At 61.4% G+C, this 24,852-nt stretch carries 31 protein-coding genes and 2 tRNA genes; 11 read left to right on the top strand and 22 right to left on the bottom strand.

All coding sequences use genetic code 11. The features are described from left to right. Window positions 1–38: 38 nt before the first annotated feature. On the top strand, window positions 39–428 hold the full coding sequence (locus I6J26_RS06430) for a GtrA family protein (RefSeq protein WP_115024198.1): 390 nt from the start codon (window positions 39–41) through the stop codon (window positions 426–428). A 10-nt stretch (window positions 429–438) separates the two neighbouring features. Further along, complete coding sequence (locus I6J26_RS06435) at window positions 439–897, top strand: GtrA family protein (protein ID WP_115020960.1); 459 nt, start codon at window positions 439–441, stop codon at window positions 895–897. 8 nt (window positions 898–905) lie between these two features. Here I6J26_RS06435 and glfT1 read toward each other — a convergent pair whose 3' ends face one another. After that, entirely contained in the window at window positions 906–1,820 is a 915-nt protein-coding gene (gene glfT1, locus I6J26_RS06440) for a galactofuranosyltransferase GlfT1 (RefSeq protein ID WP_181815320.1), read from the bottom strand. A gap of 33 nt (window positions 1,821–1,853) precedes the next feature. Here glfT1 and I6J26_RS06445 point away from each other — a divergent pair, with 33 nt between their 5' ends. Next, entirely contained in the window at window positions 1,854–2,459 is a 606-nt protein-coding gene (locus I6J26_RS06445) for a GNAT family N-acetyltransferase (RefSeq protein ID WP_115020962.1), read from the top strand. 111 nt (window positions 2,460–2,570) lie between these two features. On the opposite strand, the gene wzt is transcribed toward I6J26_RS06445, so the two are convergent. Next, complete coding sequence (gene wzt / locus I6J26_RS06450; RefSeq protein ID WP_115020963.1) at window positions 2,571–3,368, bottom strand: galactan export ABC transporter ATP-binding subunit Wzt/RfbE; 798 nt, start codon at window positions 3,366–3,368, stop codon at window positions 2,571–2,573. Between the two features lie 12 nt (window positions 3,369–3,380). Then, the gene (wzm, locus tag I6J26_RS06455; RefSeq protein WP_115024201.1) at window positions 3,381–4,232 is read right to left on the bottom strand and encodes a galactan export ABC transporter permease subunit Wzm/RfbD; all 852 of its coding nucleotides are present in this window, start codon (window positions 4,230–4,232) and stop codon (window positions 3,381–3,383) included. Window positions 4,233–4,427: 195 nt separating this feature from the next. Here wzm and I6J26_RS06460 point away from each other — a divergent pair, with 195 nt between their 5' ends. After that, complete coding sequence (locus tag I6J26_RS06460) at window positions 4,428–5,639, top strand: aminotransferase class V-fold PLP-dependent enzyme (RefSeq protein WP_115020964.1); 1,212 nt, start codon at window positions 4,428–4,430, stop codon at window positions 5,637–5,639. Between the two features lie 17 nt (window positions 5,640–5,656). Here the strand turns inward: I6J26_RS06460 and I6J26_RS06465 are convergent, their stop codons facing one another. Further along, entirely contained in the window at window positions 5,657–6,613 is a 957-nt protein-coding gene (locus I6J26_RS06465) for an NAD(P)H-quinone oxidoreductase (RefSeq protein WP_115020965.1), read from the bottom strand. 15 nt (window positions 6,614–6,628) lie between these two features. Then, window positions 6,629–7,525: an NAD(P)/FAD-dependent oxidoreductase gene (locus I6J26_RS06470; protein WP_115020966.1), complete on the bottom strand. Its 897-nt coding sequence runs from the start codon at window positions 7,523–7,525 to the stop codon at window positions 6,629–6,631. A gap of 227 nt (window positions 7,526–7,752) precedes the next feature. Here I6J26_RS06470 and I6J26_RS06475 point away from each other — a divergent pair, with 227 nt between their 5' ends. Together I6J26_RS06475 and I6J26_RS06480 are read left to right on the top strand one after the other, a co-directional pair. Then, a complete protein-coding gene (locus I6J26_RS06475) occupies window positions 7,753–9,474 on the top strand; it encodes a SulP family inorganic anion transporter (RefSeq protein WP_115020967.1) in 1,722 nt (573 codons plus the stop codon). A 119-nt stretch (window positions 9,475–9,593) separates the two neighbouring features. Further along, window positions 9,594–9,681, top strand: a tRNA-Ser gene (locus I6J26_RS06480). Window positions 9,682–10,014: 333 nt separating this feature from the next. On the opposite strand, the gene I6J26_RS06485 is transcribed toward I6J26_RS06480, so the two are convergent. The 4 genes from I6J26_RS06485 to I6J26_RS06500 form a co-directional block, all read right to left on the bottom strand. Continuing rightward, window positions 10,015–10,284 (bottom strand): type II toxin-antitoxin system Phd/YefM family antitoxin, encoded by a 270-nt coding sequence (locus I6J26_RS06485; RefSeq protein WP_239121736.1) that lies wholly within the window; start codon window positions 10,282–10,284, stop codon window positions 10,015–10,017. Window positions 10,285–10,326: 42 nt separating this feature from the next. Further along, complete coding sequence (locus I6J26_RS06490) at window positions 10,327–11,082, bottom strand: NAD-dependent deacylase (protein WP_115020968.1); 756 nt, start codon at window positions 11,080–11,082, stop codon at window positions 10,327–10,329. A 4-nt stretch (window positions 11,083–11,086) separates the two neighbouring features. Further along, on the bottom strand, window positions 11,087–11,818 hold the full coding sequence (locus I6J26_RS06495; protein ID WP_115024203.1) for a DUF1648 domain-containing protein: 732 nt from the start codon (window positions 11,816–11,818) through the stop codon (window positions 11,087–11,089). 78 nt (window positions 11,819–11,896) lie between these two features. Next, on the bottom strand, window positions 11,897–12,037 hold the full coding sequence (locus tag I6J26_RS06500) for a rhodanese-like domain-containing protein (RefSeq protein WP_181815321.1): 141 nt from the start codon (window positions 12,035–12,037) through the stop codon (window positions 11,897–11,899). 254 nt (window positions 12,038–12,291) lie between these two features. On the opposite strand from I6J26_RS06500, the gene I6J26_RS06505 reads away from it, so the two are divergent. Further along, the gene (locus I6J26_RS06505; RefSeq protein WP_070670858.1) at window positions 12,292–12,606 is read left to right on the top strand and encodes a DUF4288 domain-containing protein; all 315 of its coding nucleotides are present in this window, start codon (window positions 12,292–12,294) and stop codon (window positions 12,604–12,606) included. Here I6J26_RS06505 and I6J26_RS13000 read toward each other — a convergent pair. From I6J26_RS13000 to I6J26_RS06535, 7 genes are all read right to left on the bottom strand, one after another. Beyond that, the gene (locus tag I6J26_RS13000; protein WP_343215974.1) at window positions 12,603–12,710 is read right to left on the bottom strand and encodes a type II toxin-antitoxin system RelE family toxin; all 108 of its coding nucleotides are present in this window, start codon (window positions 12,708–12,710) and stop codon (window positions 12,603–12,605) included. The genes I6J26_RS06505 and I6J26_RS13000 overlap by 4 nt on opposite strands. Window positions 12,711–12,849: 139 nt before the next feature. Beyond that, a complete protein-coding gene (locus tag I6J26_RS06510) occupies window positions 12,850–13,932 on the bottom strand; it encodes a ThiF family adenylyltransferase (protein WP_239121737.1) in 1,083 nt (360 codons plus the stop codon). Window positions 13,933–14,204: 272 nt separating this feature from the next. Next, window positions 14,205–14,555, bottom strand: coding sequence for a hypothetical protein (locus I6J26_RS06515; protein ID WP_147279299.1), 351 nt, complete (start codon window positions 14,553–14,555; stop codon window positions 14,205–14,207). 5 nt (window positions 14,556–14,560) lie between these two features. After that, window positions 14,561–14,782, bottom strand: a complete 222-nt coding sequence (locus I6J26_RS06520) for a hypothetical protein (protein WP_115020970.1) — start codon at window positions 14,780–14,782, stop codon at window positions 14,561–14,563. Window positions 14,783–14,880: 98 nt separating this feature from the next. Then, complete coding sequence (locus I6J26_RS06525) at window positions 14,881–15,300, bottom strand: molybdenum cofactor biosynthesis protein MoaE (protein ID WP_115020971.1); 420 nt, start codon at window positions 15,298–15,300, stop codon at window positions 14,881–14,883. Next, complete coding sequence (locus tag I6J26_RS06530; protein ID WP_115020972.1) at window positions 15,290–15,760, bottom strand: MogA/MoaB family molybdenum cofactor biosynthesis protein; 471 nt, start codon at window positions 15,758–15,760, stop codon at window positions 15,290–15,292. Before I6J26_RS06530 ends, I6J26_RS06525 begins: the two co-directional genes overlap by 11 nt. After that, window positions 15,757–16,908, bottom strand: a complete 1,152-nt coding sequence (locus I6J26_RS06535) for a molybdopterin molybdotransferase MoeA (RefSeq protein WP_115020973.1) — start codon at window positions 16,906–16,908, stop codon at window positions 15,757–15,759. Before I6J26_RS06535 ends, I6J26_RS06530 begins: the two co-directional genes overlap by 4 nt. A gap of 40 nt (window positions 16,909–16,948) precedes the next feature. Here I6J26_RS06535 and I6J26_RS06540 point away from each other — a divergent pair, with 40 nt between their 5' ends. Beyond that, on the top strand, window positions 16,949–17,203 hold the full coding sequence (locus I6J26_RS06540; RefSeq protein WP_115020974.1) for a MoaD/ThiS family protein: 255 nt from the start codon (window positions 16,949–16,951) through the stop codon (window positions 17,201–17,203). Here I6J26_RS06540 and I6J26_RS06545 read toward each other — a convergent pair. Genes I6J26_RS06545 through I6J26_RS06560 form a run of 4 tightly spaced genes read right to left on the bottom strand, consistent with a single transcriptional unit; the run spans window position 17,200 to window position 21,758 of the window. Then, entirely contained in the window at window positions 17,200–17,571 is a 372-nt protein-coding gene (locus I6J26_RS06545; RefSeq protein WP_115020975.1) for a phage holin family protein, read from the bottom strand. The genes I6J26_RS06540 and I6J26_RS06545 overlap by 4 nt on opposite strands. A 21-nt stretch (window positions 17,572–17,592) precedes the next feature. Then, window positions 17,593–18,651: a histidinol-phosphate transaminase gene (hisC, locus tag I6J26_RS06550; protein ID WP_115020976.1), complete on the bottom strand. Its 1,059-nt coding sequence runs from the start codon at window positions 18,649–18,651 to the stop codon at window positions 17,593–17,595. 10 nt (window positions 18,652–18,661) lie between these two features. Further along, window positions 18,662–20,335 carry an alpha-keto acid decarboxylase family protein gene (locus tag I6J26_RS06555; RefSeq protein WP_115020977.1) on the bottom strand — a complete coding sequence of 558 codons (1,674 nt, stop codon included), beginning with the start codon at window positions 20,333–20,335 and terminating at the stop codon, window positions 18,662–18,664. A gap of 25 nt (window positions 20,336–20,360) precedes the next feature. Next, window positions 20,361–21,758, bottom strand: coding sequence for an amino acid permease (locus I6J26_RS06560; RefSeq protein ID WP_239121738.1), 1,398 nt, complete (start codon window positions 21,756–21,758; stop codon window positions 20,361–20,363). Window positions 21,759–21,871: 113 nt separating this feature from the next. On the opposite strand from I6J26_RS06560, the gene I6J26_RS06565 reads away from it, so the two are divergent. The 3 genes from I6J26_RS06565 to I6J26_RS06575 all read left to right on the top strand — a co-directional run bounded on the left by I6J26_RS06565 (window position 21,872) and on the right by I6J26_RS06575 (window position 24,102). Beyond that, entirely contained in the window at window positions 21,872–23,026 is a 1,155-nt protein-coding gene (locus I6J26_RS06565; protein WP_115020979.1) for a PucR family transcriptional regulator, read from the top strand. Window positions 23,027–23,071: 45 nt separating this feature from the next. Then, a tRNA-Ser gene (locus tag I6J26_RS06570) sits at window positions 23,072–23,160 on the top strand. Between the two features lie 594 nt (window positions 23,161–23,754). Further along, window positions 23,755–24,102, top strand: coding sequence for a hypothetical protein (locus tag I6J26_RS06575; RefSeq protein WP_147279300.1), 348 nt, complete (start codon window positions 23,755–23,757; stop codon window positions 24,100–24,102). A gap of 63 nt (window positions 24,103–24,165) precedes the next feature. Here the strand turns inward: I6J26_RS06575 and I6J26_RS12900 are convergent, their stop codons facing one another. Next, window positions 24,166–24,366, bottom strand: a complete 201-nt coding sequence (locus I6J26_RS12900; protein ID WP_115024205.1) for a hypothetical protein — start codon at window positions 24,364–24,366, stop codon at window positions 24,166–24,168. Window positions 24,367–24,381: 15 nt separating this feature from the next. After that, complete coding sequence (locus I6J26_RS06580; RefSeq protein WP_115020981.1) at window positions 24,382–24,771, bottom strand: NUDIX hydrolase; 390 nt, start codon at window positions 24,769–24,771, stop codon at window positions 24,382–24,384. Window positions 24,772–24,852: the final 81 nt, after the last annotated feature.

Raw genomic sequence — 24,852 nt, forward strand, 5'->3', positions numbered from 1 at the left:
CGGCCGTGACTAAACCAACCTCGACCGGTGACTCCACTCTGAAGACGCAGCTCGTCCGCTTCGTCTCCGTCGGTGTCTTCACCGCAGCCATTGATTATGGCCTCACCTTATTCCTTACTTATCTCGGCCTGCACCGTTCGCTTGCCAAGGCCATCGGCTGGGTCTTTGGCACCATCGCAGCCTACGTGGCTAATGCTCGGTGGACCTTTGGCGCACAGGTTTCCGGCCGTACCGCCGGTGCAGTGGGCATGCTCTATCTATCCACCTTCGCGGTGCAGAACTTCCTCTACTGGGTGCTCAACGCTCCTCTTATTAGCGTGGGCTTTGAGGGTGCCCTCAAAGACACCATTGCTTTCGTCATCGCGCAGGGCGTGGCAACGGTGACCAACTTCGCTATTCAGCGCGTATTCATTTTCAAGGGCAAGTAAACTCCCTGCTATGCCCACTCGCGCCGAACGCCTCTCCCAGTCGAATTCCCTGCATGCGCAGGGCGCGAAGTTCGCTATCACGGGAGCAATCGCCGCGGTTATCGACGTCTCCATTACCTGGCTCTTCCAAATCGGCTTGGACTTGTTTGGCGATGTGGTGTCTCGCACCATCGGTTTTTCCGTCGGCACCCTCGTGGCGTACTTGCTTAATCGGCGGTGGACCTTCAACGCGAATGCGTCGAAGCGTCGCTTTGCGGCCGTTATCGCTACCTACGCCATGACTTATGCGATCAATATCCTTCTGTATCGCTGGGCGTTTCCCTTCTTCGACCACAACCTGGAATGGCCCTCCTCGTGGGCGCTAGCCGTGGCTTTCGTCATTGCGCAGGGAACGGCGACAATTATCAACTTCCTTGTGCAGCGCTGGGTCATTTTCCGCAGCACGCGGAAATCCTTTGAAGTGGACTAAAGCGGGGTTTAGGGGCGGCGGAAGTCTTCCTTGCGGCCACGGTTGTGCAGGCGCAGCCACTCCATAAAGCCCTTGACATCATGCTGCTGGACAAGGAAAAACCAGCCAAAGCGCGCGAACTCCTGTGGCAGGAGCTTGCGCATTCCGCGCTGCCACAGCAGGTAGCCGCGGTTGCGGTAAGTGAAGAAGCGCTTGAACTCGCCTTCCGGGTACTGAGTGTGCATTTTTCCACCGAGGATGGGCTTGAACTCATCGGAGCCGTCCGGGTGGAGGTAGCTCGTGGTCAGCGCGGTGCCGAAGCTCAAGCCTGAGTTGACCAGGCGGCGGTGGTACTCCACTTCATCGCCGCGGATGAATAGGCGGTAGTCCGGCACACCGATGATCTCCATGGCCTCAGCGGAGATCAGCGCGCCATTGAAGAGGGAGGCGATGCCGGGGAGAAAATCACCTTCGAGCTCGCTCATGTAGCGCCGCCACACTAGACCCTGGCGCAGTGGGAAAGCCAGTTTGGCGGGCTCGTTGATGTTGCACACGGCGGGGGAGACCTCGTGCAGGCTGTTTTCTTCCGCGACGCGGTAGAGCTCCTCCAGCACGTGGTGGTCGGCAGGACGGCCGTCATCATCCGCGCACCACACCGCGTCTGCACCCAGGGCGAGTGCGGTGAGGAAGCCCAGCGCGAAGCCGCCCGCGCCGCCGAGGTTGGTTTCGGAAGGCACGTAGACGGCGCGTTTGCCGGCCAGTTCGTGGAGTAAATCCTCCACGGCTTGTTCCGCGCCGTTATCCACCACGATGACCCACTGCACCGGATGCGTCTGGTTCACCACCTGCTCAAGGGAAGCGCGCAGCAGCTCCACGCGCTGGTGGGTGACGATCACAGCGGCCGTCGTTCCGGCCTGGGACAAGGTGGCAGTCATGCGCTCCATTGTGCCACCCGTGCTGAGTTATACGATGTTGCCATGACCGTGAGAAGCGTTGAAGATATGTGGGCTCCATTCAAACTCACTGTGCGGGTCGGCAAGCTGACGCTGCGGGTTCTGCGCGACAGTGACATTGCCGCTATCCATGGCGTTACCGCTGCTGAAATTTTTGGTGAGCCGCTTCCGGAGTACACGTTCCCGTGGTTGAACGAGAAACCTGATCCGAGCTTTCGGTGGGCGCATCGAGCACAGATGTCCCCGGAAGAATGGTCGCTCGACTTCGGAGTGCATCTTGATGGTGAGATCATCGGCTCGGTGGATCTGCGGGCGCAGGATTTCTCCGATAACCATGAGGTCGAAACAGGTTCGTGGATCTACCACCGCCTTCAGGGCCGCGGCATTGGTACGCAGATCCGTCATGCCGCTGCAGTCTTCTGCTTTGAGTACTTGGGTGCATGCCAGCTGCGCTCCGAGTGGGAGCCGGGAAATGAAGCTTCCCAGGCGGTATCACGCAAGCTGGGCTACACCATCGAAGGCAACAAGGCAGTGCTGCGCAAAGAGGATTACCAGCCGGGGCCGGAAGTGACTGTCAGTGGCATGACCGAGGAGCTGGGTGCGATGCTCGGGGTGAGGTGCCCTAAGTGACGAAAGTTTGGTCAGCCATTCGCTGAGGGCCGGCAAGATTGGCAGCTAGGGCAGTAGGAACAGCGAGGATTTCGTGAAAACAAGTGAATAGTTGCCTGTTTTCACGGAAACTTAGGCGTTCTCCTCGTTATCGAAGCGCTTGCGCAGATCGCGAACATACTCGCCAACCTCGGGCCCCTCGTACTCGCCCACGACGTCGGAGACCTCGCCCACCGACCGAATCTGACCGTGGTCGATCCACAGCGCGGTATCGCACAGCTGCGCCAAGAAGTCATTGGAGTGGGAAGCAAAAACCAGGATGCCGGAGCGCTTCACCAGGTCCTGGAGGCGCACGCGGGCCTTGGCCATGAAGGCGGCATCGACGGCGCCAATGCCTTCGTCGAGAAGCAGGATCTCCGGCTCAATGGAGGTCACCACGCCCAGCGCCAGGCGCACGCGCATACCCGTGGAGTAGGTGCGCAGCGGCATGGAGAGGTAATCACCCAGCTCAGAGAACTCGGCAATCTCATCCATCTTGGCCTTCATCTGCTTGATGGTCTGGCCCAAGAAGAGGCCGCGGATGATGATGTTGTCGTAGCCGGAGACCTCCGGGTCCATGCCCACGCCCAAGTCGAAGACGGGAGCCACGCGCCCGCGCACATCGGCCGCGCCGCGAGTCGGCTCATAGATGCCGGAGAGCAGGCGCAGCAGAGTGGTTTTACCCGCGCCGTTGTGGCCAACGAGCCCCACGCGGTCACCTTCGCGCAGGTGGAGGTTGATGTCTTTAAGTGCTTCAACCATGACCACGTTCTGGTCATTCTTGCCAATGGAGCCACCAGCGGTGGAGAGCATTGCCTTCTTCAGCGAACGGGACTTGGCATCAAAGATGGGAAAGTCCACGCAAGCGTTATACGTATCAATGGAAACCATGGACAATCCTTTCTAGACCCAGTAGGAGACGCGGAAGCGCCACTGACGCATGGCCAAACCGGAAATGAGCAGGCCGACGACGGTGCAGCCCATGACGATGAACCAGTGATAGGCCGGCACGTGCACACCGATGAGCGGGCCACGGACAATCTCCATGTAGTGATACAGCGGGTTGAGCTCCGCAATACGCGCACGGCTCGCCACGGCTTCGCCCTGTTCTTTGAGCGTGCTCGTCATCCACACGATCGGCGTGACGTAAAAGAGCAGCTGTGTCAGAGCCTCCAGTAGCGGGGCGACGTCACGGAAACGAGTGGCGATGATGCCGAAGAACATGGCGACCCACACGCCGTTGACCAGCAGGAGTGCAAAGGCTGGGATACACAGGAAGAACTCCCAGCCCAGGCTGCGCGGGAAGATAATGATGAGCAGCAGCCAAATGATGAGGTTGTGGCCCAAGAAGAGGGTCTGCCGCCACACTAGGCGGTAGACGTGGACCGAAAGTGGCGCAGGCAGCTGCTTAATCAGACCCTCGTTTTCAATGAAGACGGTGGCGCCTTCCTTGATGGCACCCGAGATGAAGTTCCACATGATCAGGCCCACGGTCACGTGGGGCAGGAACTCCGCCACTGGGATCTGGAAGAGCATGGAGTACAGCAGGCCCAGGGCCGCGGCCATGACACCGGTGGCGATGGTGATCCAGAAAGGACCCAGTACCGAGCGGCGGTAGCGCTGCTTGATGTCTTGGATGCCCAGCTTGAACCACAGCTCGCGCTGGCGAGCGCCTTGCAACAGGTCGGCGAAGGCCGCCGACATGGTCATGGAACGCGAGGCAGGCTCCTCGCCGGGTGCAGGCGCGGAGGTCATGCGGGCGACGTCGTCACGCAGGTTTTTCTTGTCTTGCACGCCCTTCACCCTAGCGCGCACGTCCGCCAAACACCTACACACACGCCCGCCACCTGCGAAAACATCGACGAGCTGGGAAAATCTCGGGTTAGGAAAGATTTACGTGGGGAGTATAGAGTAGGGAGTCGATCGGACGATATGAGAAAGGGCCGCAGCATGACGCAGCAGTATGACGTCGCCAGTGTGCGAGGTCTTTACACTGGGCTGTCCGATGGCTGGACCTACCTCAACGCGCATGCCGCGCCGCAGATTGCGGAGCGCGTGGCGTCGGGCGTGGCCCGTTCCTTCCGCACGTCCGCCACGGTGAAGCCGCAGGAGGACACCGTGGGCGCGCACTCGGCTCGCCGCGCGCCGGGCGAATTGCTGGCGGATGATATGTATTCCTCCGCGCGCCGAGCCGTGGCCGATCTCACGGGTGCGACGGCAGACCGGGTCATCCTCGGCCCGTCCCTGCCGGTGCTCTACCAGTCCCTGGCGGCAGCGTTGCGTCCGCTTGTACGCCGCCAGTCCTCAGTGGTGCTCTCGCGCCTCGACCCCCCAGAGCTTTCCAGGGCATTCGCGCATCTAGACGCAGACATCCGCTGGGCGCAGCCAGACCTGGGCACGGGTGAGCTGCCGGCGTTCCAGTACGCCGAGTTGGTCGATGGTTCCACGCGGTTCGTGGCCTTCCCCGCCGCGCATGAGCTGCTGGGCACGGTCACGCCGACGGCGGACATTATTGATGCGGTCCATGAGCGTTCCCGAGCCTGGGCGCTTGTCGACGTCTCCTCGATCACCCCCTACCGCCGCATCGAATTCGACTCTGTGGGTGCGGATATTCTCGGCGTGGACCTAGGCACACTGGGCGGGCCGCAGTTGGCGGCTCTGGTCTTCCGTGATACCGCGATGTTCCGCCGCCTCGATGACCTCGTGGTAGGCCCGGTCTCGCCGGGCCTAGCCGGTGGCGTGGGGCCGCTGGCGGATCACCTCGCTGCCCTGGCCGGCGGCGAACGCGGTTCGCGCCGCGTGCGCCTGGGGCGCTCGCTCGATGCACTGTCGTCCTACATGGAGGAGCTCTGCGGTGATCTCTATAGCCTGCTGGGCACCCTGCCGGCAGTCCACATCTTGGGCGTAACAGGCGAGGCGGCTGCCGATGCCTCCGATGACCGCCTCCCGCGGCTTACCTTCGCCGTGCGCGACGTACCCGCGGACGTGATTCACCGCCGCCTCTTCGACAATGGTTTGGTGACTACCATCGCTCCGCACACCCCCTTGCTCACGGAGATGGGCGTGGACGAGGTCGGCGGCGCCGTGACAGTCTCTCTAAGCCCTTTCAGCACGTACCAGGACATCGAGCACCTGACTCGCGTCGTGGCCTCCTTGGCCTAGAACCTCAACGAGGGAGTCTAGACCTCGAGGACGAGTTTGCCCGTGACCTCGCCGGAGTCGAGGGCTTTGTGGGCTTCGGCGGCGTCGGCAAGCGCAAAAGTGCGATGCAGGTGGTGCTTGACACTGCCATCTTCCAGCCACGGCCAGACATTCTTGACGGTGTCGGCGATGATGGCAGCCTTGCCCTCCAACGAGCGGGAGCGCAGCGTGGTGCCATGTAGGGTCAGACGTTTGCTCAGCAGGATAGCCATGTTGAGCTCGGCTTTTGTTCCGCCCTGCATGCCGATAGTGACCATGTGGCCGCCCTGCGCCAGCGCAATGAGGTTTTTCTTGAGGTACTTCGCGCCCATGATGTCGAGGATGACATCACACTGGTTCTTCAGTTCCTCGGCGAAATCCTGCTCGTTGTAGTTGATGAGAATGTCCGCGCCGAGTTCCTTGCAGGTCTCGAGCTTCTCATCGGAACCAGCCGTGACGGCGACGGTGGCGCCCAGTTTCTTCGCCACCTGGATAGCGAAGGTGCCGATACCGCCCGCGCCGCCGTGGATGAGGATGGTCTGGCCTTTGCTAAGGCCGGCTTCCATGGCGATGTTGGACCAGACCGTGCAGGCCACCTCGATGACGGATGCGGCCTCGGCAAAGGAATAGCCGGTGGGGATGGGCAGTAGCTGGCCTTCGGGCACGGCCACGTACTCGGCATAGCCGCCGCCGGCGAGCAGCGCGCCGACCTTGGAGCCCACCTCGACGTCGGTGGTGCCCGCGTCGACGACTTCGCCGGCAACTTCGAGGCCGATAATCTCCGAAGCGCCTGGCGGCGGTGGGTAGTGCCCGCAGGCCTGGAGCAGGTCGGCGCGGTTTACGCCGGCGGCTTTGACCTTAACGAGGACTTCGCCGTCGTGGAGTTGAGGTTTGTCGGTGTCTCCCAGCTCCAGCGAGCTCGGGTCTTCCGGATTGGTCTGAATGATGGCTTTCATGCCACACCACCGTACTTAAATCCAATCATCCTCGACGAGGAAGGCGTTGACCGTAATAGCAGCAGCATTGGCCTGGCCCATGGCCATCGCCACCTGTGCGCCTGGATTGACCACGTTGCCCACCGCCCAGACGCGCGGGTGGCTGGTGGCACCGGTGAGATCAGCCTCGATCAGGCTGCCGCCCATCGCCGGCGGCGGGCTGTGGCGCTTGAGGTTGAGGTCAGCGAGGAACTCATCGTGGGGGCGGGGAATGGGCATGTAAAACAGTGCATCGACGGCATGCTCGTCGTTTTCCAGCAGGACTTTTCCGTCTTGGAAGGCGGTGACGGGGCCGTCGATAAGCGCAATGCCCCGCCGGGTCAGATCGGCGCGCTGTTCGTCGGTGAATTCCATACCATTGGTGAAGAAGGTGATGTCTTTCGACCACTGGCGCAGAACCGCGGCATGGTGGAAGGAGAACTCGCCGATGTAGAGCACGCCGAGCTTCTTGTCCGCCACCTCGTATCCGTGGCAGTAGGGGCAGTGGAGGACCGTATTTCCCCAGTTTTCTTGCAGGCCCGGGATAGCTGGGTGCTCGTCGTCCACGCCGCTGGCGACGATGATAGAGCGGGCAGCGATGGTCTCACCGTTGCTCAACGTGGCGGTGAGCGTGCGGTCATTATCGGTGACGGAATCCACAGTGGCGTTCACGATTTGTGCGCCATAGCTGCGCAGCTGTTCCTTGCCGCGCTCCTGGAACTCAAGCGGTGGTGTGCCCTCGAGGGCAATGACACCGTGGATTTCGTGGGCAAAGCGGTTGCGGGGAGTGGAGGAATCAACAACAAGGACGCTGCGGCGGGCGCGGACCATGACCAGGGCTGCCTGCAGGCCGGCCGCGCCACCGCCGATGATGAGGGTATCTACTGTCTGCATGGTCCCGAGTAAACCAGAGGAGGACGTGTGCGGCAATGGTTTTCAGTAAGTGGTGTCGGGTGCTTTGCTCAACCCTGACTTGGCTCAAGTTAGTGCCGAAGGGTTGGGGTGTGGTGGGAATCCGTCAACATGCGGCATCGGGCAGAAAAGCGAATGCGGCCCGTCGAAGGATGGCGCCATGTGTATCCTTTGGATGTCGTTGAGCCTCTAAGGAGCAAGAAAGTAGCATGACCTACCCCTCCACCGTCTCTAAGGTGGGCATCCGATCGCGTGCCCTGCGTTTCGCACCGCGCCGCTCGGACTGGTCCCGCGCGACGATCGGGCGCGACCTCTCTGCCGGCCTCATGGTGGCCCTCGTCGCACTCCCGCTGGCGCTCGGCTTCGGCGTCGCGTCTGGTGTCGGCGCGGCAGCCGGAATTACGACGGCCATCGTCGCGGGCATCCTGTCCGCAGTCTTCGGCGGTAGCAACGTCCAGGTAAGCGGCCCGACCGGCGCAATGACCGTCGTGTTAATCCCCATCGTGGCCGACCATGGTGCCGATGGGGTGCTCGTCGTTGGCGTGCTGGCGGGGCTCATGCTGCTCTTGCTGGCATTCACCGGCGCTGGCCGCGCGATGAAATACATGCCGTTGCCTGTCGTCGAAGGTTTCACAGCCGGTATTGCGGTGATCATCGCCCTCCAACAGCTACCTGCAGCACTCGGTGTTGACGTGGACGGCGAGAAGGTCCTTGGGTTGGCGTGGGACGCAATCAAAGCTTGGTTAGATGCCCCGGCATGGCAGGCACCCTTTATGACCCTCGCGGTGGCGGCCGGAATCGTGGTTGCTGCCCGCATTCGTAGTGGCTTTCCCGCGGCGCTGGTCTTGGTAGCTGCCGCGACGGCCATCAACATGCTGGCAGACAGTAACCTGAAGACAATCGGCTACATCCCGTCGACGTTGCCTGCTCCGCGCTGGCCGCAAATCCCGTGGGAGCACCTGGATTCCTTGCTGCTGGCGGCGGTCGCCGTCGCAGCGCTCGGAGCATTGGAATCGTTGCTGTCAGCGACGGTTGCCGACGCAATGACTGTCGGCGACCGGCACGATCCTGACCGCGAGCTCTTTGGGCAGGGCGTGGCCAACGTCGTCGCGCCCCTGTTCGGCGGGATCCCCGCAACAGCCGCGATCGCCCGAACTGCCGTCAACGTGCGGGCCGGCGCCGGTACGCGCCTGGCAGCGGTGTTCCATTCGCTGCTTTTGCTCGTCGCAGTGCTCGTCGCGGCCCGGTGGGTGGGCGAGATTCCTCTCGCTGCGCTTGCCGGCGTGCTTATCGCCACTGCGATCCAGATGATCCACCCGCGGAACATCCGCTCGGTGATACGCGCCACCAAGGGTGACGGGGCTACCCTGCTCATCACGGCTGCCGCCACCGTCGTGTTCGACCTTGTCGTCGCCGTGCTCATCGGCCTTGTAATAGCGGGCTTCTTCGCGCTGCGCGATACCGCCCGCACTGCGGTGTTAGAAGCTGCCCCGCTGGAGACAGGAGACCACCGCGACAAGGAACGCGAACTCCTCGACGAGCACATCGCCGCCTTCCGCTTGGAAGGCCCACTCTTCTTTGGCGCAGCGCACGATTTCCTCCTGGGGCTCGCTGATGTCTCGTCGGTCAAGGTTGTCGTGCTTCGCATGCGCTACGTCACGACGATTGACGCCACTGGCGCCCAGATGCTCGCCGACACGATCGGGCGCCTTGAACGTAACAGCACCCGGGTCCTACTCTCAGCCACGAAGCCCGAACATGTTCCGGTGTTGCGCGAACTCGGCGTATTCGACCAGCTTGCGCACGAGAATCACGTTTTTGACGACACTCTCGACGCCATCGCCCACGCCCGGCTGCATGTCTCGCGCATTCAGCATGAGGAGTCGGATGGCGCACCCGCGGCGTCGCAAAGTAATCAGCACGACGAGTAGCACTGGCGAACCTGCGGTTGTGAGGCCATTATCGGTGACGTGTTGAGCCGAATTCTTCTCCGGCGACGGAGTCTAGTACTCTGAACGTGTTGCGCGCGGTGCATGCTGACGCGTGACGAGGAGGCGTGGCAGAGCGGCCGAATGCACTGGTCTTGAAAACCAGCGTGGGGAAACTCACCGCGGGTTCAAATCCCGCCGCCTCCGCCAACTGTTTTTGGGGGTCATTTGTAGCGGCTTTGCTCCTGTCCCATGCGGCTGTAACGAAGCTCAGAACGCATCCAGCCAGTAGGAATCCGCTAATTTGCAGGTGGGTGGCCGAGTTTCCGCCGCCGCCAGCCACGACGAGGAAAATCGAAAATGCAATCGCGACAAGGCAGTGGATGACCAACCGGCTATGCGCTCCAAGGTGGCATTGCGGCCAAGCTTTCTCGATAGCCCAGCTCACTGCTGCGAGAATGGCATAAAAAGTTATCCCGGCTAATGCGCCTGGAACTAGGTAGAGCATGGGGTCTTCTCCTCTCGGGGGAATAATGGTTGTGGTTAGGTGAGACCGAGTTCTTTTTTAAGGTCTTCATGTGAAATCTCTACGGACTCTCCTCGGGCACTCTCTGCGGCTTGAATATCTTCGCGATCTTCTAGTGCTTCAACTGCGCGGGCGAAAAACGAAGGAGAGACGACAAAAGCGCGAACACGGCTTCCACGACTAGTGATGGCGACGGGTGTGTGCTGTGCCTCGTCAAGAAATTGGCTTTGGGATTGGCGGAATTGGCTGGACGCCACTGACATCGTTTTCATACTGAAAATGTACATCTTGTACATTTTGGTGGGCAAGGGCCGCGGGATTTCTGGTTGCTACTCGTCTTTGCCATCGATCCGCCCCGCCAGGATGCGAGGCAGCGCCTCCGCTGCGGTGGCGGTGACCACCACGCTGGCAAGCGGTGAAAGGTCCGTGGGCTGCGGGGTGACTTCCACGATGGGGATGCCGCGCACGTGGGCAATCTGTGGCAGGCCGGCGGCGGGGTAGACCACGCCGGAGGTACCCACGATGAGCAGCGCGTCCGCGGTGGACATGCGGTGCTCGGCCTCGGCCCATTCGTCGTCGGGCAGGGCTTCGCCGAACCACACCACGCCCGGGCGCACGAGCCCGCCGCACACGGGGCACTCGGGCGGAGTGATGCTTTCGACCGGTTCCTTCGGCAGCGCAATGTCCTCGCCATATGGCGCATCGCAGTCAGTGCAGCGGAAGGCGAACAAGGAGCCGTGCAGGTGGACCACGTCCTGGCTACCGGCGCGCTCGTGCAGGTTATCGATGTTTTGCGTGGTCACCGTCATGTCGCGTGCGGCGGCAATTGCGCGGTGCCCGGCGTTGGGCGCGGCCCGCTGCGCCAGCTGGGCGCGCCACAGGTACCAGGCGAACATGGGCTTTGGTTCATTACGCCATGCGCTTATCGACGCCATCGCCACCGGATCCACGTTCTCCCAGATGCCTGTCTGCGCATCGCGGTACGTGGCGATGCCGCTGTCCGCGCTCATACCCGCGCCGGTGAAAACTTCGACGTGGGTGGCATCAGAAAGAATCGAGTGCGCGCGCTCAAACAGGTGCTCCATGCATCTAGAGTACGGCGATGAGCACGCAGAACGCTATGGATGCGCCAAGGGCAATGCCCATGCGCCATAGGTAGCGCCGGCCTGGTTCGTGCGCGGTGTTGATCTGCAGCTTCGAAGGATTCGTGGAAAAGACTGCCATGCACATGGGGTCTGTGGGTTCGTTATAGATGCCCATGCCACCGGCAAAGCGGAGTGCTTTGTTACGAGTCTGTTCATCATGATCGGTGGGTATGGCTTTCACGGACCTTTGAACCGATAGCGTGAAGCGGATGACCCCGATCATGACGAACAGGAAGAAGCCCACCCATGCGGTTACGAGAAGAAGGCCCGAGAACGGGATGTCCGGTACCACCGTGCAGACCGCGGTGAGGCACACGCAGGTCGTCATGGCGAACACTGTCTGGGCGATGAACGTGGCGGTCTTTTCGGTGAGAAGCTCCGCGCGCTGGGCGGTGGCCTCGGAGAAAGGAATCGCTGACTCCGCCGGAACCTGTGTTGTCTTTCGCGCCAGCGAGATCGGCGGCACGCACAACGGCAGCGCGATGGCGAACACCACGCCGATCCACACCAGGACCGTTGCGTTGACGAAAGACTTGGGCTCGAAGCGGTCCGGGTGGCCCGAGACATCGAAGTGGACCGGGATGGGATCGGGGACCGAGTCCCAGCGCAGCAGCATGTACACCAGCGTGAGAGCGCACACGATAGCGGTGGCGACGTAATAGTGGCGGATCCTCATGGCAGTGAGCTTACAAGGCATGCGGATGGGGCCTTTTGCAAGATGCCATGTGGGGTGGAGGATGAGCAAAGATTTGGGCTAAGGGGTGTTGTGGTCTTGCCAGGCGTCGATGCCGCCGCGCAGTGAATAGACGTTGCTGAAGCCGCGGGCGCACAGGGCGTCGACTGCTTGCGCGGAGTAGAAGACGGTGACACCTGCAGCGGTAGCGCTATGGTGCACATCAGGGTCGTTGCGTTGAGGAAAGACTTCGGATCGAAGCGGTCTGGGATGGGACCTGGGACCGAGTCCCGGCGCTGCAATTTTACCCCTGGCGTGAGAGCATACACAGCAGTGGTGGCGACGTAATACTGGCGGGTCCGCATGGCGGTGAGCTTTCAAGGCGACGGGCTGAGTTTTCCGCGTTACATGGTCTGGGGTGAGCAGGTAGAGTCGAGTCTAAGCTGACGAAGAACCGGAAAGGACAGTAGCCGGCAATGGAACCTTATGTTGGAATTGTCGTGATGGAGCTTGCTAAAAAGTCCAATTCACCTGCCCAAAGCTTCTTCCGCGAGGACTTTTACATTGTGTATGCGGAGTCGGACGAGAAGGCCCGAGAGCGCGTCGAGTCCATGGCGAATGAGCAGGCTGATGGTGTGGACGTGAAGGTACGGCACATCGTGGATGTCGCGCCAGCTCTCTATGGTTATGTAGACCGCGATTGCGATCTTTACTCGCGGCACTTTGCGAACCTAGAGGACTATGAGCGTTTCGAGATGAAGCTCGGCGGAACTGACCCGCTGGCTGATTAATCGTAGACTTCGCGTCGGTGACCTAGGTCAACAACGGTGATCGCGACCGTGTTTTCGTATATTGGCGCGATAACGCGGTAGTCCCCGACTCGCCAGCGCCACAGACCGGATTAATCTCTCATGAGACCCTTGCCGCTCGAGCGCGGCTCTTCGAGTTCTGCCACTTTGCGAAGAAACCTGCTGACTCTCTTCTGCGTTGGCTTGTCTAACTTTCGGAAGGCCTTCGCACCGCGCGGCGTGAAGCTAATCTTCCACGCCACATTCAGCCTCTAGTTCTTCAAGAGAAATGGTCTCCAGATCGCCTCGGTGGGCGGCCGCGGCCTCGGTCTCGAGCTCGGAAATGTGTTCTTGCCAGGCGTCGATGCCGCCGCGCAGCGAGTAGACGTTGCTGAAGCCACGGGCGCGCAAGGCCTCGACGGCCTGGGCGGAGCGCAGGCCGCTGGCGCAGTAGAGGACGGCGAGGTCCTCAGAGTTTAGGGGCGGGTTGTGGCCAGCGAGGATCTCATCGAGCGGAAGGTGCTGCGAGCCGGGGATAAGGGAGGTGGCGCGTTCGGGAGCGGTGCGGACGTCGATGAGCGTGGCGTCCTCAGGGATCTCGCGGACGTCGGTGGGGTTGTCGGGGCGTGCCGGGGTGGCGCCGCCTGCGCGCACGGGGATGTATTCCCAGGTCCCGGCGAGGGAATCGTAGTAGCCCAGCGTGCCGATGAGCGGGGTGCCGATACCTGTGAGGAGCTTAAGCGCCTCCACCGCCAAGGCGGAGCCGGCCACACCGACGACCGGGCCCATCACGCCGGCCTGCGAGCAGGAAGGCACCTGCGGGTCGGTGGGGAAGAGGTCCTCGTAGACCGGGCCGTGGCCGGAGTGGAAGACGGTGAGCTGCGCGTCATAACCCAGGAGTGACGCCCACACGTGCGGAATGCCCAGCTCATGGGCGGCCCAGGAGGCTAGGTGGCGGGAGTAGAAGTTATCGGTGCCGTCGATGATGAGGTCGGCGCCGCGCAGTTGCGCCAGGGCGGTGTCAGGTGTGAGGCGCGAGAACTGCTCGACGGTGCACTCGGGGTTGAGGGCGTTCAAGGCCGCGGCGGCGGATTCGGTTTTGGGCTGGCCTACGGTCGCTGTGCTGTGGATGACTTGGCGGTGCAGGTTGGAGAGGGAGACGAGGTCGTCGTCGAAAAGCAGGATGCGCCCCACGCCCGCGCCTGCGAGATAGAGCAGGGCAGGCGAGCCCAGGCCGCCGGCGCCGATGACCGCGACTGTGGAAGCGCGAAGCCGTTGCTGAGTGGAGGTTCCCCAGAGGGTTTCCTGGCGTGCGTAGCGTGAGCTCATTCTGAAGTTCTCCGAGCTTTTCGTGGGCTTGCCTTGATTTCAATAACTCTTTGTGGCGGGATTCTGAATCCAAATCTCCCTGGCACTCTCAAGGCGTCACAACTCCATAGTTAAGAGCTACTTAACCCTTATGTACCCTTTTTGATAGATGCACCAATTTGGCCACAGTACCCGCATGAGTGCTGTGGCCAAATTTTGGAAGACAGTTTAGCAAGATCCTATCACTCTTTATCAAGCGATTAATAGGCTGCTAGCTCCACTTAAAATACCGATCATGCCGCTGATTGACGGAAGACTATATGGTTATTGGGCCAGAAAAAGTAGCAGATAGCTAGGAACACCACGACTATTCGCCCAACCAAGCTAGGGAAGAAAGCTGTAATAGCTATCGTTGCAGCAAAGAGGAAAATGGAACGCACGCGATGCATCCAAGGAGATCCCGCTTTTTCACCCATGATCATGGAGATACCAAAAAGGATTACTCCCAATATTGAATAGATCCACAAATATTCAGAATTGAAAAAGTGTTCAACTCCATATTTCTCAATAATATCCGAGGGGAATATAGTAACAAAAGCCCACAGAGTTTCTGGAAAGCGAATAAACTTTGGATCTTTATCCATCCGCATTAGTCATCCTCAATCTCTACGGTAATTGGCGGAAATATCCACTTAGAGTACCAGGTAATACCTTTACCCTGCGCGACCGCCCCTGTGATTTTAGCAGCAAGATCGACAAAGTAAGCTTCTCCAAGAAGACCGGCAGCGCCAGCAATAGCAGCTCCGATCGGCCCGCCTGATACAGCACCCCAAGCTAATAATGCCGCCTCAAGAGCAGCTGGCCCTTCCATTGCCGCTGCTTCTGTGGCGAACGCGGATTAACTGTCCCACTTGGCCGTGAATCCAGGCATCTCAAACCACGCCGAATGCTGACAGTGCGTACAGCGGTTCATTCCAGGCCTACCCAGGTGGTGGTGTCATCGGTGTGAAGCTGCTCTTTCCAGATGGGGACTTCCGCCTTGACGCGGTCGGCGCAGGTCGAGGCGGCCTCGAAGGCGTCCTTGCGGTGCGCGGAGGCGGCCGCGACGATGAAGGCGGACTCGCCGATTTCCAGTGCTCCAGTGCGATGCGCGCACCACAGGCGCACGGCAGGGAAGGCGGCGGCGACGTCAGCCGCGACGCGTTCGATCTCTTCTTGGGCGCTGGGATGCGCGGTGTAGGTGAGGAGTTTGACCCCGCGGCCGGAGTCGTGGTTGCGCACGATGCCGTCGAATAAAACGACGGCGCCGGTTTCAGCGGTGGCGATGTCCGGGGCGGAGATGGGCTCAGCGCTGATGCGGGCGCCGAGTAAGCCGAAGTTAGTGCTCATGAAGGCCTTCCAACTGGTTGATGATGTGGTTAAGCACCGGTTCGAGGACCGCGCAGCCGTCTTTGGCAGCACCCGTGGAGCCGGGCAGGGCCATGGCGAAGGTTTTGTGCGATACGCCAGCAACGGTACGCGAGAGCGCCGCGGTGGGGATGCCGACGGAGTGCGCGTAGAAGGCATGGGCCAGGCCGGGGAGCTCGCGCTCAAGGTGTGGGGTGAGCGCTTCGACGGTGCGGTCATCCGGTGTGATGCCAGTGCCGCCGGAAGTGAGGATAACCGAAGGGGCATCGGCAAAAGCGCGGGAGAGGGCGGCGTCGATGTCGGCGTCCGCGACGACGACAGGCTCCGGGGTATCGAAGCCCTGTTCACGGAGGAAGTTCACCAAGATGGGGCCGGAACGGTCCTCGTACTCGCCGGCGGCGGCGCGGGTCGAGGCAACGATGACGAGTGCGCGGCGGGTCATGAGAGCGGGAACACCTCCACGAGGTCGCCGGCTGAAAGCTGCGTGTTAGCCGGGATACGGATGAGGGTAGTAGCGCCGATGGCCTGGGACATCAGGTGGGAGCTGGTGCCGCCGAGGAAGGAGGCAGTTGCTGTGCCATCGGAAATACTGATAATTCCGCGGCGGAACTGCTCGCGGTTGTTGAGTCCATCCGTGGGTTCCACCAGGTGTGCGTGGAAAGGAGCCGGCGTGTGGCCAAGGACGGGTGCCAGGTAGAGGCGGAAGCTCACCAGCGTGGAGATGGGGTTGCCGGGGAAGCAGACCACGGGGATGTCGCCAAGGCGGGACAGGCCCTGCGGGCCGCCGGGCTGCTGCGCCACGTGGCCGAACCAGCCATCCTCTTCAAAGATTTGGCGGATGACCTCGAATTTTCCGTGAGAGATGCCGCCGGAAGTAACGATGACATCGGGGCGATGGGTAATGACTGCTTCGGCGAGGTCCGCGCGCAGGGCAGAAGGATCGTCGTTCGTGCGCACGAAGCCAGCCACGTCGATGCCATACTGCCTGGCCAAAGCTGCGAGCATCGGTGCATTGGAATCGGGGATGGTGGCCTCGCCTTCGCCACCGATTTCTGCGCCGCCGGTGCAGATAAGGATGCGGGCGGGCGCGAAGGCGAGGACCTCGGTCAGGCCTTGGGAGGCGAGGGTGGCGATGGAGGGGGCGTCGAGAAGCGCGTGCTCATTGATGAGGGTTGTGCCGGCCTTGACATCGGAGCCCGCGCGGCGGATGAACTGCTCAGGAGCTGCCGGCACAGTGACCGTGGCGCCTTCTTCCGGGAAGTGTGGGGGCTCGCAGTGCTCGACGGGGACGATGGTGGCGGTGCCTTCAGGGATTTTCGCCCCGGTCATAATCGGCACGGCTACGCCGTCTGTCAGCTCACCAGGAACGTCCCCCGCCGCGATAGTGCGGCCGACGGTGAAGGTGCCGCCGTCACATGTGGGAAGCGCATAGCCATCCATCTGCGAATTATCGAAAGGCGGAAGGTCCTGCTCCGCACGGTACGTCGCGGCGGCGCGGCGGCCGAAGGCGCTGGTTAGGGGAGTGGAGACCGCGCGAGGCTGCGGAAGGGCCGCGCGAACGGCGGCGAAGTGCTCCTCATAGGTGCGCATTGGGTTCCTTCCTGTCACGGAGGCTGGCATAGTGGCAACTATGGTTGATATACATTACTTTGCCGCAGCCCGCGCCGCCGCGGGGCGCGCGCAGGACACAGCGCAGGCGGCGACGCTGGGGGAGTTGCTCGAAGTGTTGCGTGCTCGGCATACCGGCAGCACCGAGGCTGGCATGAGCTTTGCGGAGGTGCTGGAGCGTTGCACCTTCCTGGTAGATGGCGCGAGCGCTACCGAGGACGCCGTGCTTTCCGACGCCTCCCGCGTCGATGTCCTCCCACCCTTCGCTGGTGGTTAGTTTCGGCTGCGCAGCGGGCTGGTGAAGAAGTTCACCACGCCGGAGACAATCGCGAGCACAACCGCGCCGATGATGGCAGCACCCCAGCCGTCGATGACGAGTGAATCCATCAGCGCGCTGACGAGGAGCAGGACCGCGCCGTTGATGACGAGCGCGAAGAGGCCCAGGGTGAGGCAGGTCAGCGGTGCGCCGAGGAAGCGGAGCACCGGGGTGACGACCTCGTTGACGATGATGAAGACCGCCGCGATGAGCAGGAAACTCTGGGTTCTAGCAGGAACGATGTCGATTCCGGGGACAATCGCTACCACGGCCCAGAAGGCCACCGCGACGGCAATGACGTTGAGTGCAAAATTGATAAATGTCTTCACAACTGCACTCTAGCGCGGAAACTACTCCTCTGCAGCGAAGGCAGCGTCCCACGCCTTAAGCAGGACGTCGGTTTCCTCAGCTGTGGTCACGGTTACGCGCACTCCCTCGGGAAAGGCGCGGACGAGGACGTCCTTCTCCGCGAGCTGTGCAGCGACTTCCTGCGGGGATCCCAACTTCGCAATGGTGTCTGCCGCGAACCAGATGTGGTTGGCCTGGGATTCCGGTACGCCAAAGTCCGCGAAGTGCTCCACTAGGCGGTCACGCTGCTCCACGGTTTCGTCGGTGCGCTCACGCAGCTTCTTCTGGGCGGCCAACGAAGCCACAGCACCTGCCTGCGCGATGGAGTTCACGGAGAACGGGATGGACACCTTGCTCAGCGCCTCGATGATCTCGGCGTTGCCGAAGGCATAGCCCAAGCGGACACCGGCCAGGCCATAGGCCTTGGAGAAGGTGCGCAGGCCAATGATGTTGTCGTGGGTGTGGACATAGTCGGTGGCCAGCGGGACGGCGTCGTTGCGGTTGTACTCGATGTAAGCCTCATCGAGCGCCACGATGACGTCCTTCGGGACCTTGGCTAGGAAGGCGTCGAATTCTTCCTTGGTGATGATGGAGCCGGTGGGGTTATTGGGGTTGCACACGAAGATCAGGCGGGTCTTGTCCGTGATGGCAGCCGCCATGGCTTCCAAGTCCACGCGGTGATCCGCGGTGAGCGGGACCTTGACCGGGGTAGCGCCCACGACCTGCGCGAAGATGGGATAAGCCTCGAAGGAGCGCCACGGGAAGACAATCTCATCACCGGGCACCGAGGTGATCTGTACCAGCTGCTGGCAGATGGCGGAGGAACCCGCACCGGTGGTGACCTGTTCCGGGGTGACGCCGAGGTTTTCGGCGAGTGCCTTGCGGATTTCCACCGCTCCCATATCCGGGTAGCGGTTGACGTGAGCGGCAGCAGCCTCCATGGCCTTGAGCGCGCCGGGCAGCGGCTCCTGAGTTGCCTCATTGGAGGAGAGCTTCAAGGCGTGCTCGGCGTTCTTTCCGGGAACGTAGGCAGGTAGGGAGGAAAGGTCTGGTCGAATCATGTTCTCCACCTTAGGCGTTGCGGGGGCCACGAGGCCCGAAGTCGAAGTCAGCGGTCTGCGGCCCGAAGGCCTGAAGTCCCTTCGGCGCGTCGAAAGGATCGAGGCGCACCTCAAGGAAGGCACCGCGCTCCGGATGAGCGGCGATGTCCTCCAAGGCCTGCGCCAGCTCGCCCTCGGTCGAGGCCACGTAGGACTCCATCGTGGTGTCCTTCATGAAGGCCTTAGGCAGTGCGGTGTAGTCCCACATCTGAATCTCGTTGTATTCGCGTTCCATACCCAGGATGTAGCGCTCGATGGTGTATCCATCATTGTTGACCAGCACGATGATGGGCTTGAGGTCCTGGCGCAGGATGGTGGACAGCTCCTGCGCGGTGAGCTGGAAGGAGCCATCACCGATGAAGAGGACGTGGCGACGCTCCGGGTTGGCCAGCTGCGAGCCGAGCACGCAGGGCAGGGTAAAGCCGATGGAACCCCAGATGGTGGAGTTAATGTACTGCACGCCCTCGGGCATGCGCTGCTGGCCCAAGCCAATATTGGAGGTGCCGGCTTCAGCGATGACCACGTCATCTTCCTGGATGAAGCCGAGCATCTGCGGCCAGATGCGCTCCTGAGTCAGCGGGGCATCCGGGTTCGGCTCGAAGGGCTCGGGCTCGAAGGCTGCGCTTGGCGACGTCTCGGCTTCCGGGATGCGGTCGAGGAGGACGTCGAGAAGCTCCAGCGTATTGATGCCCACGAAGAACTCACCGTCGGCGTTGACGTGCTGGTCGCCGAAGTTGTAGACGCGAGCATCAGCCAGGTTGTGGGTGAAGGAACCGGAGTTGACCTCGATGAAGCGTGGGTTCGTGGTGACCAGGAAGTCGGACTTTTCGATGCGCTCCTGCACACCCGGCGCCGATGCTGCGCCGTTATAGGTGCCGATGAACAGCGGGTGGCGCTCAGACAAGATGGCCTTGCCGGAGGAAAGCTGGGAGTAAGGCAGCTGGGCTTTGTCGATGATGGCGCGGAGCTTCTCCGTAAAACCGTGGCGGTTGGTGTCCTGATCGATGAGGATGATCGGGTCCTCGGCCTTAGCAAGGTGCTCCAGCACGTAATCCGCGGCGGCGTTGAGGCGCTCCGGATCGGAGGGGGCGAGCTCGGTGGAGAAAGGCTCGTCGGGGACCTCGATGGTCAGGTGAGTGATATCGGAAGGAATCTGGATGTGCACCGGGCGCTTTTCGCGCAGGCAGGTGTGCAGGGCGCGGTCGAATTCCTCGACCACGTTCATGGGGGACACACGCGTGGCCACTTCGGTGAAGGGTGCGAAGGAATCCAGCATGTTGGCAAAGTCGCCGTCGGCAAGCGAGTGGTGCAGGTTCCAGCGGAATTCCGTGGCGTACTGGGGTGGTGCGCCGGCGAGGGATACCAGCGGGACGTGCTCAGCGCGGGCACCAGCGATGCCGTTGAGCGCGGAAAGCTCGCCCACGCCATAGGTGGTGAGCAGGCAGCCTACGCCGCGTTGGCGGGCATACCCGTCGGCGGCATAGGCGGCATTGAGCTCGTTGCAGGCACCGACGAAGCGGATGCCCTCAGCGGCCTCAATCTGCTCGAGGAAGCTCAGGTTGAAGTCACCGGGCACGCCGATGATTTCGGTAATGCCGATGGCCTTGAGTCGGTCCAGGATGAAATCACCAATGGTGGTCTGCATGGAGGGAAGTCCTTTTCTTCTTTAATTACTTAGTGCGGGCGTCGTGGCGCTTCTTGCCCAGCCAGATGAGGGCCAAGGTCACAATCCAACAGGGTAGGACAATCGCGCCGGTGCGGTAGTCCGGCAGCATGAACATCAAAGCGATGACGAGAGCGAAGAAGCCCAAGCACAGGTAGTTAGCGATGGGGTAGAGGGGCGCGCGGAAAGCGGCATCCGGGCAGCGCTTGCGGAAGTTCAGGTGCGCTACGGCAATGGCGGACCAGGAGATGAGCTCCGCGCCCACGATGATGGCGAGGAGAACCAGCAGGATCTTCCCCTCGAAGAGGAAGTTGAGCAACACCGCCGAGCCCATGAGTAGGGAGTTGAAGAGCAAGGCGCGAACCGGCACGCCCTTGGCGCTGACGGAATCGAAGAAGGGAGGAGCTTGGCCGCCGCGGGAGAGATCCCGCAGCATACGCGCACCAGAGAAGGTCATGGTGTTGAACACGGAGACGGCCGCGACCAGCACGATGAGGTTGAGGCCCGTGGCGGCGGCCGTAATGCCCAGGGTGCTCAGCGCGCGCACGAAGGGCGAGGTAGACGTATCGAGTTCGTTCCATGGAGCGAGCAGCACGATGATGCCGATGCCGCCGACGTAGAAGATGAGGATGCGCCAGATGACGTTGTTGATGGCCTTGGGCAGGCTCTTGGCGGGATCTTGCGCCTCGCCCGCGGCGGTGCCGATGGAGATGATGCCGCCGAAGGAGAAAATCACCGCGACGAGGGAGAAGAGCACACCGGCGATACCATTCGGAAAGAAGCCGCCGTGCTCAGTGATATTGCTCAAGCCCAGGGCCGGCTCCGGGGTGAGGCCAAAGACGATGGCCGCGCCGACGATGATCATGAGGATGAGCGCAGCGACCTTAATGAGGGAAAGCCAGAATTCTGCCTCGGCGAAGGCACCGACGTGCACCAAATTGATGGCGGTGACGATAACGAGCGCGACGAGGGCGGTGAGCCAGTGCGGGATTCCTGGGAACCAGAAATCCATGATGGTGCCGGCGGCGGTGAGCTCCACCATGCCGACGACGATGGTGGTAAACCACCAGTTCCAGCCGGTGACAAAGCCGGCGATGGGCCCGATGTATTCGCGGGCATACGCGCTAAAGGAACCGGCGACGGGGTGCTCCACGGCCATCTCGCCGAGCATGCGCATGATGAGGAAGATGATGAAGCCGCCGATGGCATAGGCGGCGATAACACCTGGGCCGGCCTCCTGGATGGAGGCGCCGGAGCCCAAGAAGAGGCCCGTGCCGATGCACGAGCCGAAGGCGATCATCTGCAGGTGGCGCGACTTCATGCCGCGCTGCAGGCCGTCGTCTGCACTGGCGTTGTCGCTGGCGACAACGTCCTGTGCCCTGACGGATTTGTTGGTTGTGGTCATGTAGACGCCCTTCATGAACGTATATCTGTGACGTGAGTCATTGAACTGTAGGAGATTATTACGTACCACAGTTTTGTTTGTCATCAGACAATATTCGTAAGTATCTTTGACATATGTCAAAAGTGACACCCCCGCAGCTGACGAGCATCCAAGATATCGTCGACGAATGCGCCCAGATCCTGCAGCGCTCCGTTGAGGTGACTACCCCCGCCATCGCGGTGATTGCCGCCAGTGCGCAGATCGGTGCCATCGATAAGAACCGCGCCGCTTCCATCCTTAACCGCACCCCGCCCCCGGAGCCCATCCCGTGGATGCTGAGTTTCGGCATTCAGGAGGCGACCCTACCGGTACGCCTGCCCGCCAACCCGCGCTATGACATGCTGCCCCGCGTGGTCATTCCCTTGCGTCACGAGGACGGGCTGGTGGGCTACCTGTGGATTATTGATGAGCCCGCGCTGGGCGACGCCCCCTTGGCCCGTCTGGATTCGTTGCTTGCGCCCCTGGCCAGGCTTATCGACGAACGCGATGCTCCCCTCGCCGCCCGCGCCCAACAGCTCGGCGAGTTGGCCCGCGAGGTGCTCACCGGTGATCCAGCCGCGCTGGCGGGTGCGCGGGAGCGCGATCTTTTGCCTAACGATGGTGAGTTGACCGTGCATCGCGTGCTGGTGGAGGGCGATCAGCGCGCGGTAGCCGTGGAACTTGCCCGCCCACTGGCGCGCCGGCCTTTCTTGGTGGCGGATTCCCACGATTCCCTCGTGCTTGTCGAGTGCCGCCGCGATGACAAGGACACCGAGGCCCTCATGGAGGAGCTACAGAGTGCTGCGCTCGTCGCCGGCGCCGAGGTGGTCGCCCGCGGCTCGGCACCGACGGCCCCGCTGGCGCGACTCATGGCGGACGTGGCCAAGCTCTGCGGCCAGGATTCGTTGCGCTGGGAGGAGGCCGGCGCGTGGCGGCTGCTGCGTGGGTGGGAGCTGACCCCAGCAACGGTGGTGGAGATGAGCCCCGATGCCGCCGTGCTTCTCGACGTCCCCCGCAACTCCTATTGGCACACTCTGCTGACCTATTTTGAGCATTCCCGCAACGTCTCTGCGACCGCCGCTGCGCTCTACATTCATCGCGCCACGCTGCACTACCGCCTAGACCGCGTGCGTGAGATTCTCGGGCCTGGCGTGCTGGATGATGGCTGGCGCTGCGCGGCTCTCTACGTTGCCCTTAAGCTGCATGCGGCGCTTCAGGGAAAGAATAGGGAAGCCCCATTTTGTCCCTAGGGGAAGCGCTCAGGTAGAGTGATGGACGATTCATTGCGAATCGCTGGAGACGTGCCAGAGCGGCCGAATGGGGCTCCCTGCTAAGGAGTTGACTTACTTGCGTAGGTCCGGAGGTTCAAATCCTCTCGTCTCCGCAAAATTCAAGTCTCGAGACATCGTTCCGGTGGTGTCTCGAGACTTTACGTTTTCGGAGCCGGCATTCAGGCTAAGGCCACATTCACGGTAGATAAGGGCCAGAAATTTGAAATTTTTCGCCCTTATTCACCGTGAACGACAGCGACAGGTGTGTGAAACCAAGGACTGTGGGCTGGAGCCCGAATATCGGGTAGCCGCAACGTCACGGATACTCCTCAGGGCAGGCAACTGTGCGGGCCGAGATTGTGCCCCGTATGCGGACTTTGAACACGATAACTGAGACTTAGTTCCGACCTCAGCTGTTGCTTATAGGTTGAGACACAGTTCTAGAACTGCTCCTGAAAGCGCTAGAAGCAGCAGAGCTGGGCCTCACACGGGCCTATCTTCAGCAGCCGTCGCTTCGGTGCGGAAAGTCGCAGAGGTTCGATGTCTCCGAACCAGACACTCTCGTCGCCGCAAACTCCAGAACCCGACTCATCGTTTCACCGGTGGTTCGGGATTGTACGTTTTCAGTCGCTTCGTATGCCGGTAGCCTGTGAGCGGAGAACTTAGAATGAAGGCACTGAGCTTAATCCGTGCTGGCTGGGAGCGTCATGGAGTTACTAAAAGGGCCAATTTGGGATGTGGAAAGTGACGCGAGCATCGATCCCGATGAAAACTTTGTCCGAATTCGCCTGCATGAAGAAAGCGTTGTAGCTGAATTTACAATTGCTGAGCTGTGCAGTTTCTTTGGAATTAATGGTTACGATTGCCTGCAGCGACAATTCAAGGCTTGGTATGACTTGAATGCTTTCGCGTGGGATTCAGAAGATAAAGTCCACTGTGAACAAATCCCTTTCTCCGGATACTTTGTTCTCGCCAAAATTCATGAGTGCTATTCCCCGCAGCCACTTCCCGAAGCAACGAACGGCGTGGTGAAGTGGGGGATGAAAAAGAAGTAATTATCGGGCGAATGTGCTTGATGGCGAAATAGGGCAGGGCAGTTCCGAAGAATCATTGGTCGCCTAGTTCAATACTAGTGTCAGGACGAGTACGCCGGTCGAGAGCGCGAGCATGCCTAAGCAGTTGATCCAGAATTCACTGCCGAGGAAGTGGGCGCGGACATGGGCTGCTGCTGCGAGGCTCGTGATGACAATGAGCGCCCACCACCAGTCTTTGGGGAGTTTGACGCCGCTGAGGCAGGCTTGAGAAGTGATGGCCCGGATGCTCGGGGGAGGCTGCTAGGCCAGCGCAGGGAAGACGCGGTCACGCAACAGATGCGCAAGCTCGCGGTCGGGTGCTGCTGGGTCGACCCAGGCGGTGTCGCCGATCTCGGCGGCGGCATGGGGTTCGTCGGTGGTGACGGTGCGCGTGCAGGTGAAGATGGTGCCGACGACGACTTCGCCCGGTTCGTTGGCGGCGGGGGCGTCGAAGGTGCCGAGTTTGTTGAGGCTCTCGGCGTCGAGGGTGAGGCCTACTTCTTCGGCGACTTCGCGCAGGGCGGCGTCGACAAGCGCCTCGCCCGCTTCAGGCTTGCCGCCGGGCAGTTGATATTTGGTTGAGGATTTTTTGCGCACGGTGAGCACGCGGCCTTGCGGGTTGCGGATGACGACGGCTGCGACTTCAATCATGGCCGCCGATTGTAGTGCCCACGTTTACAGCATTCCTGGGCAGGGGAATGTTGACGGTGTTTATATGTCGAGACAAGTTTG

The organism is Corynebacterium minutissimum (genome assembly GCF_016889765.1).
Classification (GTDB): Bacteria; Actinomycetota; Actinomycetes; order Mycobacteriales; family Mycobacteriaceae; genus Corynebacterium; species Corynebacterium minutissimum_B.